Origin of the sequence: Streptomyces sp. NPDC002779, from assembly GCF_042888685.1 — a bacterium.
Taxonomy (GTDB): domain Bacteria; phylum Actinomycetota; class Actinomycetes; order Streptomycetales; family Streptomycetaceae; genus Streptomyces.
The window spans coordinates 705,524-718,045 of the sequence record NZ_JBIAQC010000002.1; the positions used below are offsets into that span (position 1 = coordinate 705,524).

A 12,522-nucleotide genomic window follows, 5' to 3' on the forward strand; every position below is an offset into this window, starting at 1 on the left:
GGCAGGCCGTTCGAGAGTACGCGGACGGCGCTGTCCACGTCATGCGGTCCGGGGGCCGTTGTTCAACCGGGAACCACCGGGCGCGACGGCCCGCGGCCTGAAAGCACCTTGAAATTCCTGCGCAACCCATTGACGCGCGAGCGCTTCGACCCTACGGTCCCGTTCGAAGTTACGAGCACCATTCGAAATCTCGAACAGTAAGGGCAGGGCATGGGACGACCTGGCCTGAACCGCAGGCAACTCCTCGCCGGAATGGGCGGGTTGACGGTCGCCGGAAGCTTCGGCTTCGCGGCGCTCGGGACCGGGGCCGACGCGCTCGCCTCCGGCGCCGACACCCGGGTGCGCTACTGGAACCTCTTCAGTGGCGGCGACGGCTCCAACATGATCGCGATGCTGGACGCCTTCCGTGCGCAGTACCCGGACATCGCGGTCAAGGACTCCACGCTCCAGTGGGGCAACCCCTTCTACACCAAGCTGGCCATGGCCGCCGCGGGCGACCGCGCCCCCGAACTCGGCGTCATGCACGTGGGCCGGGTCGCCGGCTTCTCCCCGGGCCGCCTCCTCGACCCGTGGGACGTCGGCCTGCTCGCCGAGTACGGCGTGAAGGAGCAGGACTTCAACCCCGCGCTGTGGAGCCGCGGCGTCATCGACGGCAAGCTCTACGCCCTGCCGCTCGACATCCACGTCCAGCTCTGCTTCTACCGCAAGGACGTGCTCAAGAAGGCGGATCTGCTCGGCGACGACGGCCGGATGATCCCGGTCGGCTCCACCGCCGAGTGGTTCGACGTCCTGAAGCGGGCCAAGGCGGTCCAGAAGAAGGGCCTGCAGACCATCGGCCTGTGGACCAACGACCAGAACTTCCAGTGGTGGTTCTTCGTCGCCTTCTACACCCAGCTCGGCGGCGAGTGGTTCAACGACGACCGCACCGAGGTCCTCTTCGACGCCGACAAGGCCACGCAGGTCCTGGAGTTCCTGCGGCAGCACGTCACCGACGGCTATGTCATCCCCGGCGCCCCCACCGGCGAGCAGTTCGTCAACGGCGCCCCCTTCACCTGGGAGGGCAACTGGTCGGTGCCGGTCTTCTCCGGTGCCGAACTCGACTACGGCGCCACCCCGCTCCCGCCCGTCTTCGGCAAGCAGGCCACCCACGCCGAGTCGCACGCCTTCGTCCTGCCCCACCAGGCCGGCCGCGGCGGCGCCGCCAACGAGGCCGCGCACCGACTGGCCGCGTACGTCGTCCAGCACGCCCAGCAGTGGGCGGCCGGCGGCCACATCCCCGCGTACACGCCGACGCTCACCACGGACGCGTACCAGAAGCTCACCCCGCAGAACGAGTACGTCAGCGCCATGGACCACCAGGCCACCGAGCCGAAGGTGTGGTTCGCGGGCTCCACCGGCGTGCTCGCCCAGGATCTCGGCCCGGTCGTCGTCTCCTCCACGATGGGCTCCGCCCAGCCGGCCGCCGTCGCCCGGACGATGAAGAGCCGGCTCACCCGGCTGCTGGCCTCGAAGAACCCGATGGACGGCCGGACCGCCGCCGAGGGAGGTGCGGCCGCATGATGGCGACCAGCGCTCAGACCGCCGTCGCACCGGCGCGGGCGAGGACCGCCGCCGCCAGTGCCACCGTCCGCCGCAAGCAGGGCTTCCAGCACGGGGGCTGGTTCGTCGCCCCCTTCCTGGCCCTGTTCGCCCTGTTCGTGATCTGGCCGCTGCTGCGGGGCGTCTACCTCAGCTTCACCGACGCCAACATCTCCGGCGAGGGCGCGAGCTTCGTCGGCCTCGACAACTACCGCGAAGCCCTGAACGACGCCGCGATGTGGGACGCGCTGGGCCACAGCGCCTACTTCACGCTGCTCGTCGTGCCCTGCATCACCGTCCTCGCCTTCCTGCTCGCGATGCTCGCCCACCACATCGAGCGCGCCAAATGGCTGTGGCGGCTGTGCTTCTTCGCGCCCTTCCTCCTGCCCTCCACGGTCGCGGCCAACATGTGGCAGTGGCTGTTCACCCAGGGCATCGGCCTGTTCAACGAGACCTTCGGGCTGGAAACGCCCTGGCTGACCGACAAGTCGTACGCGATGTTCGCCATCGTCATCACCACCCTGTGGTGGACCGTCGGCTTCTCCTTCCTGCTCTACCTCGCCGCCCTCCAGGGCATCCCCGGCCACCTCTACGAGGCCGCCAAACTCGATGGCGCCAACGCCTGGCACCGCATGGTCCACATCACGCTGCCGCTGCTGCGCAACATCACCGGCCTGGTGATCGCGCTGCAGATCCTCGCCTCGCTCCAGCTCTTCGACCAGGCCGTCGTGATGATGGACTTCAGCCCCGGGCCGGAGCTGTCCACCCGCTCCTTCGTCCAGTACACCCTCGAACAGGGCTTCACCAGCTACCGCGTGGGCTACGCCTCCGCGATGTCCATCATCTTCTTCGTGCTCATCGCAGCCGTCGCCCTGGCGCGGATGTGGCTGCTGCGCACTCGTGAGGAGGGCACCCGATGAGCGGCGCACCGATACGGCTCAAGCCCCGCAGTACCTGGACCCCCAGCCAGATCGTGCTCACCCTGATCGGCGCCGCCGTCTCCGCCGTCTTCATGGCGCCGATCGTCGCGGCCCTGCTCACCTCGCTGAAGTCCGAGGCCGAGGCGGCCGAGATCCCGCCGCACTGGCTGCCGGAGGTCTGGACGGGCCAGGCGTGGCGGTCGCTGTGGGAGACCGGCAACGTCACCAACTGGTTCGTGAACTCCCTGGTCGTCTCCGTCTGCGTCACGGCCGTCGTGCTGGTCGTCAGCGCCCTCGCCGGATACGGCTTCGCCCGCACCGAGTTCCGCGGCAAGAACGCCCTGCTGGGCCTGGTGATGACGGGCCTGATGGTCTCCCCGGCGGTGCTCGGCGTGCCACTGTTCACGACGGTCCAGCAGATGGGGATGGTCGACACCTACTGGGGCATGATCCTGCCGCAGTGCGCGCCGGCCGCGATGGTCTACATCCTCTACAAGTTCTTCCAGGGCATCCCGCGCGAGCTGGAGGAGGCCGCGTTCATCGACGGCGCGGGCCGCTGGCGGGTCTTCTTCACCATCGTCGTCCCGCTCGCCCGCCCCTCCCTCGCGGCGGTCGGCATCTTCACCTTCATCGCCTCCTGGAACAACTTCCTGTGGCCGTACATGGTGACCAACAACCCCGACCTGATGACCATGCCGAACGGCATCGCGACCGTCATGAACTCCTACGGCATCCAGTGGGCCCAGCTCATGGCCGGCGGCCTGATGGCGGGCCTGCCCCTGATCGTCGTCTTCGTCTTCTTCCAGCGGCAGATCGTGGCGGGCGTCGCCCACACGGGATTGGCGGGACAGTGACCCTGCGCAGCACCCTGACCGCCGTGACGGCGGCGGCCCTCATCGCCCTGCTGCCCCACACGGCGCAGGCGGCCGGGACCTACCCGGACCCCCGCCCCATCACCGGGCAGCAGATCATCCACGACCCCACCGTCATCCGCCTCAAGTCCGGCGGCTACGCGGCCTATTCGACCGGCGGCGTCATCGGCGCCCGCCTGTCGAAGGACGGCACGCACTGGGACGACGCGGGCAACGCCTTCGCCCAGCCGCCGAGTTGGTGGTACGAGTACAACGACACCGGTGATCCCTGGGCCCCCGACATCTCCTACCGCGACGGCAGGTACTGGCTGTACTACGCGGTCTCGTCCTGGGGTACCAACCACTCCGCGATCGGCGTCGCCACCTCCCGCTCCGGCCTCCCCGGCACCTGGACCGACCACGGCAAGGTCTTCAGCTCCGAGACGACCGACCACTGGAACGCCATCGACCCCGCCCTGATCAAGGCGGACGGCAGGCTCTGGATGTCCTTCGGCTCGTACTGGACCGGCATCCGCATGGTCGAACTCGACGAACGCACCGGCAAGGCGGTCCCGGGAGCCACGGTCCACCACCTGGCGACCCGACCCCACGTCCCGTACGCCGTCGAGGGCCCGTACATCGTCAAACACGGCCGCCACTACTACCTCTTCGCCTCCTACGACGCCTGCTGCTCCGGCGTGAACTCCACCTACAAGATCAAGGTGGGCCGCTCGACGGACATCAAGGGCCCGTACATCGACAGCACGGGCAAACCGATGCTGGAGGGCGGCGGCGACCTGCTCCTGGAGGGCCACGGCAGGTTCATCGGCACGGGCGGCCAGTCGGTCTTCAAGGACCGAGGCGAGGACTGGCTGGCGTACCACTACTACGACGCGGAGGACGCCGGCACGCCGAAGCTGGGCCTCAACAAGCTGAGCTGGTCGGAAGGCGGCTGGCCGAACGCCGTATAGGGGCGCGGGGCTGTGTCTATTTGCGGCTTCGCCGCGTGGGCGCGATCAGCCCCCACGACCCGCAGACGCCATCCACACGGAACCACCCCCTTCGAAAGGCGAAAATGCACACCGCCCGCTTCACCCTCGACCCCGCGTTCACCGTCGGTGAGGTCAACCCCCGACTCTTCGGATCCTTCGTAGAACACCTCGGCCGCTGCGTATACACCGGCATCTTCGAACCCGACCACCCCACCGCCGACGAGGCCGGCCTCCGCCAGGACGTCCTCGACCTCGTCAGGGAACTCGGCGTCACCGCCATCCGCTACCCCGGCGGCAACTTCGTCTCGGGCTACAAGTGGGAGGACTCGGTAGGCCCGGTCGAGGACCGCCCCCGCCGCCTCGACCTCGCCTGGCGCACGACGGAGTCCAACCGCTTCGGCCTCTCCGAGTACATCGCCTTCCTCAAGAAGGTCGGCCCCCAGGCCGAGCCCATGATGGCCGTCAACCTCGGCACCCGGGGCGTCGCGGAGGCCATCGAGCTGCAGGAGTACGCCAACCACCCCTCCGGCACGGCACTCTCCGAGCTGCGCCGCAGCCACGGCGACAAGGACCCCTTCGGCATCAAGCTGTGGTGCCTGGGCAACGAGATGGACGGCCCCTGGCAGACCGGCCACAAGACGGCCGAGGAGTACGGCCGGGTCGCCGCCGAGACGGCCCGCGCCATGCGCCAGATCGACCCGTCCGTCGAACTCGTCGCCTGCGGCAGCTCCGGCCAGTCCATGGAGACCTTCGCCGAATGGGAGGCGACGGTCCTCAAGGAGACGTACGACCTCGTCGACTACATCTCCCTGCACGCCTACTACGAGCCGCTCGACGGTGACGTCGACTCCTTCCTGGCCTCGGCCGTCGACATGGAGTCCTTCATCGACAACGTCGTGGCCACCTGCGATCACATCGGCGCCCGCCTGAAGTCGAAGAAGAAGATCGACCTCTCCTTCGACGAGTGGAACGTCTGGTACCTGTCCCGCACCGAGGCCCAGGTCAGCGCCCTGGACTGGCCGGAGGCGCCCCGGCTGCTGGAGGACAACTACAGCGTCACCGACGCCGTCGTCTTCGGCTCGCTGCTCATCGCCCTGCTCCGGCACGCCGACCGCGTCACGGTCGCCTGTCTCGCGCAGCTCGTGAACGTCATCGCCCCGATCATGACCGAGCCCGGCGGCCCGGCGTGGCGGCAGACGACGTTCTTCCCGTTCGCCCAGGCGTCGCGGTACGGCCGCGGCCAGGTCCTGGACGTCCGGGTCGACTCGCCGACGTACGAGACGAAGAAGTACGGCGAGGCCGACCTGCTGCACGCCACCGCCGTGCGCGCCGAGGACGGGACGGTCACCGTGTTCGCGGTGAACCGCAGCCGCACCGAGTCGCTGCCGCTCGAAGTCGCCCTGAACGGGCTGGACCTGACCCGGGTCGTCGAGCACAGCGCGCTCGCCGACGCCGACCCGGACGCCCGCAACACGCTCGACGAGCCGGAGCGGGTCGCCCCGCACCCGGGCGAGGGCACGGCGCTGACGGACGGCGTCCTGACCGCCGTACTGGAACCGCTGTCCTGGAACGTGATCCGGCTGGGCTGACACGGACACCTGTGACAGCGGTGACAATGGTCGTATGAGGATCTCGGCACGGGCGGACTACGCGGTACGAGCGGTATTGGAGCTCGCCGTGCGCCAGGACGACGGCCCGGTGAAGGCGGAGGCCATCGCCACCGAGCAGGACATTCCGCACAAGTTCCTGGAGGGGATCCTCGGCGACCTCCGCCGCGCCGGTCTGGTCGACAGCCGGCGCGGCGGCAACGGCGGGTACCGGCTGGCCCGGGACGCGTCGGCGATCACGGTCGCCGATGTGATCCGGGCCGTCGACGGCCCCATCGTCTCCGTGCGCGGCGTCCGCCCGACCGGGCTGACCTACGCCGGGTCGGCCGAGCCGCTGCTGCCGCTGTGGATCGCGCTGCGCGCCAACGTCCGCCGGATCCTGGAGGGCGTCACCGTCGCGGACATCGCCACCGGCGCGCTGCCCGAGAACGTCCAGCTGCTGGCCGCGGAACCGGCCGCCTGGGAAAACCCTTAGAAGCCCTCTCGGCTCGCCCTCGCGGGCCTGGGCGCCCAGCTAGTGGACGGCAGCCTCGGCACGGCCCTACGGCGTCACCTCGCCCACGCTGCTGCTGGCCATGGGCACCAACCCGGCCGCCGCCTCGGCCACCGTCCACCTCGCCGAGATCGGCACCACCCTGATGTCCGGCGCCGCGCATTGGCGGTTCGGGAACGTGGACTGGAAGGTCGTCTCGAGGATCGGCGTACCGGGGGCGGCGGGCGCCTTCCTGGGCGCGACGGTCCTGCCGAGGCTGTCGACCCAGCTCGCCGAGCCGCTGATGTCCCTGATCCTGCTGAGCCTCGGCGTCTACGTCATGTCCCGCTTCACCTTCCGCGGCCTCCCCGAGGGGCAGCTCGGCATGCCGTTGCGCAAGCGGTTCCTGTCCCCGCTCGGCCTGGTCGCCGGGTTCCTGGACGCGGGAGCCGCGCAAGGTGATCGGCTCGATCGACACCAGCGAGTTCCTGGTGGCCGTCGCCGCCAGCCTCGGCTTCCTCTTCTCGCTCGGCTCACAGGGCATCGACGTCGTCTGGGTGACGGCGTTCCTGCTCGGCGGCCTGATCGCCGCGCCGCTCGCCGCCTGGCTGGTCCGCCTGCTCCCGCGCCCCGCATCCTCGGCGGGGCGGTAGGCGGCGGCCGCACTGGCCTGGTCGATCCGCGCCTACCGCGGAGAGCAGGCGGAGCCGGCGGTGACCAACTCCGTTGCCGGGGCTGTTTAGTTGCTGCGCGAACCATTGACGCGCAAGGGGTTCGATTCTACGGTCCGTCCGAAGTGACGATCGATGTTCGATATACAGAACAGGAGCGTTCACGTGAGCCGCACCAGAACCGCTCTCCTCGCCCTCCCCGCAGCCGTCCTGCTGGCCTTGATCCCGTCCAGCGCGTCGGCCTACCCCAACCCCGGCACGGTCACCGGTTCCACCGTCGTCCACGATCCCACGATGATCCGCACCGCGTCCGGCCAGTACCTGCTGTACGCCACCGGCGGCGGCATCGCCGGCAAGACGTCCGGCAACCGCATCGCCTTCACCGCCGGCGCCGACGCCTTCTCCACCCGCCCGGGCTGGTGGTCGGCGTACTCCTCCGTGCCGGAGGCCTGGGCGCCGGACATCTCGTACCACGGTGGCAGGTACCTGCTGTACTACTCCGTCTCGAAGTTCGGCTCCAACACCTCGGCGATCGGGCTCGCCACCTCCAGCACCGGCCGGCCGGGCAGCTGGACCGACCAGGGAACCGTCTACACCTCCGGCTCGGCCAGCGACTACAACGCCATCGACCCCAACCTCTTCGTCGACAGCGACGGCAAGTGGTGGCTGTCCTTCGGCAGTTGGTGGACGGGCCTGAAGATGATCCAGATCAACCCCGCCACCGGCAAACAGCTCGCCACCAACACCACCCGCTACTCCCTGGCCTCCCGCCCGACCGGCACCAAGGCGGTGGAAGCGCCCTACATCGTCAAGCGCAACGGCTACTACTACCTGTTCGCCTCGTACGACACCTGCTGCGCCGGCACCAGCTCCACGTACAAGGTCAAGGTCGGCCGCGCCACCAGCGTCACCGGGCCGTACTACGACCGGAACGGCGTGTCGATGATGAACAACGGCGGGACGCCCGTGCTGGAGTCCCACGGCCGCTACATCGGCCCCGGCGGGCAGTCGATCATGAACGACGTCGACGGCGACCTGATCGTCTACCACTACTACGACGGCCAGGACAACGGCACACCGAAGCTCGGCATCAACCTCCTGAACTGGAGCAGCGGATGGCCCGTCGCGTACTGACCCTGCTGGCCGCGCTGGTCTTCGTGCTCGCCCTGGGGCAGACCCCCGCCAGTGCCGCCTCGTTCAGCAACCCCGTGAAGTCGGTCAAGGGCGCCGACCCGTGGATCTCATACCACAACGGCAACTACTACCTGGTGACGACCAGTTGGACCGACCGGATCACCATCCGCAAGTCCGCCACGCTGGCCGGTCTGGCCACCGCGCCCAGCGTGCAGGTCTGGCAAGGGGACGCGGCTTCCCGCTGCTGCAACATCTGGGCGCCGGAGCTGCACTACCTCAACGGCCGCTGGTACCTCTACTACGTGGCCGGACAGAACGTCTCCGACTACGTGCCCACCCAGCGCACCCACGTCCTGGAGAGCGCGGGCTCCGATCCCATGGGCCCGTACACCTACCGCAACCAGCTCAACTCGGCCTGGATGCTGGACCCGACCGTCGGCACGATCAACGGTCAGCTCTACCTCTTCGGCAGCGCGAGCGGAGGCACCCAGAACCTGGTGGCGGCCCGGATGTCCAACCCGTACACCCTGGCCACGGGCTTCTCCACCATCTCGACGCCGACCTACGACTGGGAGCGGTCCGGCGGCACCGTGAACGAGGGCCCGGAACTCCTCCAGCGGGGCGGCCAGACCTACCTGGTCTACTCGGCAAGCGGCTGCTGGACGCCCGACTACAAGCTGGGCCAGCTGCGCCTCACCGGCTCCGACCCGCTGTCCGCCGCCGCCTGGACGAAGAAGTCCACGCCGGTCTTCCAGCGCAACGACTCGGCGGGCGTGTACGGCCCCGGCCACCACGGCTTCTTCACCTCGCCGGACGGCACGGAGAACTGGATCGTCTACCACGCCAACGACGCCGCGTCCGAGGGCTGCGACAACGGCCGTACGACCAGGGCGCAGAAGTTCACCTGGAACGCGGACGGTTCGCCGAACCTCGGCAGACCGGTGGCCCTGGGCGCGAGCCTGGCGGGGCCCTCGGGGGAACCGGGGTCGGCGTCGACCACGTACACGCTCAGCAACCGCAACAGCGGCAAGTGCCTGGAGGTGGCGGGCGGTTCGACGGCGGACGGGGCCAATGTCCAGCAGTGGACGTGCAACGGCGGCACCAACCAGCGCTGGCGCCTGGAGGACCTGGGCGACGACACCCACCGTCTGGTGAACGCCGGCACCGGCAAGGTCCTCGACACCGAGAACTGCTCCTCGGCCGACGGCGCCGATCTGCGCCAGTGGCCCTGGCTGAACAACACCTGCCAGCGCTTCCGCTTCATAGCGACAACCGACGGCTACGTAAGGATCGTCAATCAGGCCACGGGAAAGGTGGCGGACGTGTCGAACTGCGGCACGGCAGACGGAGCGGACGTCCGCCAATGGGCATGGCTGAACAACAACTGCCAACAGTGGCGCCTCAACCCGGTGTAAGTGAACCCACCTAGGGGCGCGGGGAACGGCGCGACCAGCCACAGCGCACCCCGCACCCGCCGAACAACAAGCTCACCCCATCCCGGCCGCGTTGGGCCACCCCGTAGCCGGGGCAGGGGCCAACCCCGGCCCCGTCGTCCCCCGAACCTGCGCCGCCGTAAGCCCACCCCGGGCCGGAACCCCAGGCGGCGTAGGCTCGAAAGCCGCCGCCGCAGGCATAGGCGCAGGCATAGGCGCAGGCATGCGCGCAGGCATGCGCGCAGGCATGGGCATCGGCGCGGGAACAGGCGCCGGAACTGGAGCCGGCACAACCGCCGGAGGCACTGGCATCGGCATAGCCATCCCCGCCCCGTTGGTCGACCCCACCAACCGGTCCACGGCCGCCGTGCCCGAGCTGTAGCTGGTCCCGGTAGCCGGCTCGGGTACGGCGGCCGCTCCCCTCCTGGTCCCGTAGAGCACCTGTTCCAGGCCGGACACCAGGCGACGCACGTCCACCTGGGGGCGCACCACGAGTCTCAGGAAGCGGCTGGACGAACCGATCTTGTTGCCGCACTCACGGACCAGGATCCGGTGCTCGGTGAGCAGCCGGTCCCGTACGACCGTGCCCTCGGCGCCGACGGGCAGCCGTACGAAGAGGAAGTTGCCCTGCGAGGGGTAGACCGTGAGTCCGGGCAGCGCGGCCAGCTGGCTCGCCATGTCCAGCCGGTCCCGGCGCACCTGGTGCAGGCTCTCCGCGTACTCGGGCCCATGGTGCTTGAGCATGAACACCACGTGCTCGGCGAAGGCGTTGAGGTTCCACTTGGGGAGCATCGAGCGGACGCGCCCCGCGAGCGCCGGGTTCGCGACCAGGTATCCGAACCGTATGCCGTGCAGACCGAAGTTCTTGCCGAGACTGCGCAGCACGACCACGTTGGGCCGCAGCATCGCCTCCTGCACGACCGACGGCTCGGCCTCCGCGTCGGCGAACTCCAGGAACGACTCGTCGATGACGACGAGGTCGAGGTCGGCCATGGCGTCCATGAACTGCACGATGGCGTGCCGGTGCAGAAAGCCGCCGTCGGGGTTGTTGGGGTTGCAGATCACCGCGACACGCGTGCCGCGGGCCCGGATGAACTCGGCGTACTGCGCGAGGTCGAGGGCGAAGCCGCTGGACTCCTGGAGCGGGAACATGTCGACCCGCTTGCCGGTCTCCATGGGCTGGTCGGTCCAGCGGCCGAAGGTGGGGACGGGGACGGCGAGGGACTCCCGCACCAGCAGATGGTCGATCCAGGTGATCAGCTCGGTCGAGCCGTTGCCCATGGCGACGGCCTGCGGGGGGAGCCGGAGGAGGTTGCACAGCTCTGCCGTGATGGTGTCGGCGCTGCTCGGGTAGTACGTGATGATGTCGCGCAGCCGGCCCGCCATGTCGTCGAACATGGCGGGCGTGGGGAAGTACGGGTTGCACGGGATGCAGAAGTCGATCGGCCCGGCATCCTCACCGCCTTCACGGGTCAGCGCGGCCATCGAGGGGCTGTGCGCCGCCGTGCTGCGGAACAGCGAGGTGACGTTCTCAGCCAAGGCAACCTCCGGGTCCGGGTGGCCCGCGCGGGGGAGCGCGGGCCACCCTGGGATACGGATGCCGGTGTGGCGCTGTTCAACCTCTGTGAATTCGCCGGGAAGTTGTGAACGCCTTGTGAGGTTTCAGGCGCTGTGCGGCTCAGGCGCTGAAGGAGTGCACCGTCGTCGTCCGGTACGTCTGGCCGGGGCGCAGGGTGGTGGACGGGAACGACGGCTGGTTCGGCGAGTCCGGGAAGTGCTGCGTCTCCAGGCACAGGGCGTCGCCCTGGCGGTAGACCGAGCCGCCGCTGCCGACCAGGGTGCCGTCGAGGAAGTTGCCCGAGTAGAACTGCAGCCCCGGCTCGGTGGTGGCGATCTTCAGGGTGCGGCCGGAGGAGGGGTCCCGCAGGGTTGCCACCCATTCCGGCCTGGCGGTGATGCCCTTGTCCAGCACCCAGTTGTGGTCGATGCCCTTGCCGTACAGCAGCTGCTGGTGCGCGACCCGGATGTCCTCGCCGACGGTCTTGGTGCGGCGGAAGTCGAAGGGGGTGCCCGCCACCTTGGCCAGCTCGCCCGTGGGGATCAGCCCCGAGTCGACCGGCGTGTAGCGGGAGGCGGCGATGGACAGCTCGTGGTCGTAGATGGTGCCGCTGGACTCGCCGGCCAGGTTCCAGTAGACGTGGCTGGTGAGGTTGACGACCGTGGCCTTGTCGGTGGTGGCCTCGTAGTCGATGCGCCAGTCGCCGGAGCGGGTGAGGGTGTACGTCACCTTCGTGCGCAGCGTGCCGGGGTAGCCCATCTCGCCGTCGACGGAGGTGTAGTAGAGGTACAGGCCGACATCGGAGCCCTTGGTGAACGGCTCGACGTCCCAGACGACCTTGTCGAAGCCCTTGGACCCGCCGTGCAGGCTGTTCTCGCCGTCGTTGACGGAGAGCTGGTGGGTCTTGCCGTCCAGGGTGAAGCGGCCCTTGCCGATGCGGTTGCCGTAGCGGCCGATCAGGGCGCCGAAGTAGGGGCTGGAGGCGACGTACTCCTCGATGGTGTCGAAGCCCAGCGAGACGTTGGTCCGGCGGCCGCGGCGGTCGGGGACCTCCAGGGACTGGACGATGCCGCCGTAGGAGAGGACCTTCAGCCGGGTCCCTCCGTTCTCCAGCGACCAGCGGTAGATCTTGGTGCCGTCGGCGAGCTTGCCGAAGAGCGACTTCACCGGCTTGTGCCCCCCTGTGGCATGGGCCGTGCCGCTCATGGCGGCGGTGACACCGGCGGCTGCGGCCCCGGCGATGACGGTACGTCTGCTCAGTTCCATGTTGCGGCTCCTGCAAAGGAAGCGGGCCCCGCCTTCCGGC

11 protein-coding genes and 1 pseudogene are annotated in these 12,522 nt (G+C 69.2%); 10 read left to right on the forward strand and 2 right to left on the reverse strand.

Annotation, left to right across the window (positions count from 1 at the left end; genetic code table 11):
* The first annotated feature begins 210 nt into the window (after positions 1-210).
* From ACFYW5_RS08730 to ACFYW5_RS08775, 10 genes and pseudogenes are all read left to right on the forward strand, one after another.
* Entirely contained in the window at positions 211-1,560 is a 1,350-nt protein-coding gene (locus tag ACFYW5_RS08730) for an extracellular solute-binding protein (protein ID WP_389416219.1), read from the forward strand.
* Positions 1,557-2,498, forward strand: coding sequence for a carbohydrate ABC transporter permease (locus ACFYW5_RS08735; protein WP_389416220.1), 942 nt, complete (start codon positions 1,557-1,559; stop codon positions 2,496-2,498). The genes ACFYW5_RS08730 and ACFYW5_RS08735 overlap by 4 nt, the downstream gene beginning before the upstream one ends.
* A complete protein-coding gene (locus tag ACFYW5_RS08740; protein WP_389416221.1) occupies positions 2,495-3,352 on the forward strand; it encodes a carbohydrate ABC transporter permease in 858 nt (285 codons plus the stop codon). Before ACFYW5_RS08735 ends, ACFYW5_RS08740 begins: the two co-directional genes overlap by 4 nt.
* On the forward strand, positions 3,349-4,320 hold the full coding sequence (locus ACFYW5_RS08745) for an arabinan endo-1,5-alpha-L-arabinosidase (protein WP_389416222.1): 972 nt from the start codon (positions 3,349-3,351) through the stop codon (positions 4,318-4,320). Before ACFYW5_RS08740 ends, ACFYW5_RS08745 begins: the two co-directional genes overlap by 4 nt.
* Positions 4,321-4,424: 104 nt before the next feature.
* The gene (locus tag ACFYW5_RS08750; RefSeq protein ID WP_389416223.1) at positions 4,425-5,930 is read left to right on the forward strand and encodes an alpha-N-arabinofuranosidase; all 1,506 of its coding nucleotides are present in this window, start codon (positions 4,425-4,427) and stop codon (positions 5,928-5,930) included.
* A 34-nt stretch (positions 5,931-5,964) separates the two neighbouring features.
* Positions 5,965-6,423 carry an RrF2 family transcriptional regulator gene (locus ACFYW5_RS08755; protein ID WP_389416224.1) on the forward strand — a complete coding sequence of 153 codons (459 nt, stop codon included), beginning with the start codon at positions 5,965-5,967 and terminating at the stop codon, positions 6,421-6,423.
* 100 nt (positions 6,424-6,523) lie between these two features.
* Positions 6,524-6,805, forward strand: a pseudogene (locus tag ACFYW5_RS08760) (sulfite exporter TauE/SafE family protein); the annotation flags it as partial.
* A 73-nt stretch (positions 6,806-6,878) separates the two neighbouring features.
* Positions 6,879-7,073, forward strand: coding sequence for a hypothetical protein (locus tag ACFYW5_RS08765; protein ID WP_389416225.1), 195 nt, complete (start codon positions 6,879-6,881; stop codon positions 7,071-7,073).
* 153 nt (positions 7,074-7,226) lie between these two features.
* Positions 7,227-8,225: an arabinan endo-1,5-alpha-L-arabinosidase gene (locus ACFYW5_RS08770; RefSeq protein ID WP_389416226.1), complete on the forward strand. Its 999-nt coding sequence runs from the start codon at positions 7,227-7,229 to the stop codon at positions 8,223-8,225.
* Positions 8,207-9,640 carry a family 43 glycosylhydrolase gene (locus ACFYW5_RS08775; protein WP_389416437.1) on the forward strand — a complete coding sequence of 478 codons (1,434 nt, stop codon included), beginning with the start codon at positions 8,207-8,209 and terminating at the stop codon, positions 9,638-9,640. The genes ACFYW5_RS08770 and ACFYW5_RS08775 overlap by 19 nt, the downstream gene beginning before the upstream one ends.
* A gap of 72 nt (positions 9,641-9,712) precedes the next feature.
* On the opposite strand, the gene ACFYW5_RS08780 is transcribed toward ACFYW5_RS08775, so the two are convergent.
* Positions 9,713-11,197, reverse strand: coding sequence for a pyridoxal phosphate-dependent aminotransferase (locus ACFYW5_RS08780; RefSeq protein ID WP_389416227.1), 1,485 nt, complete (start codon positions 11,195-11,197; stop codon positions 9,713-9,715).
* Between the two features lie 139 nt (positions 11,198-11,336).
* Entirely contained in the window at positions 11,337-12,482 is a 1,146-nt protein-coding gene (locus ACFYW5_RS08785; protein ID WP_389416228.1) for an aldose epimerase family protein, read from the reverse strand.
* Positions 12,483-12,522 lie beyond the last annotated feature (40 nt).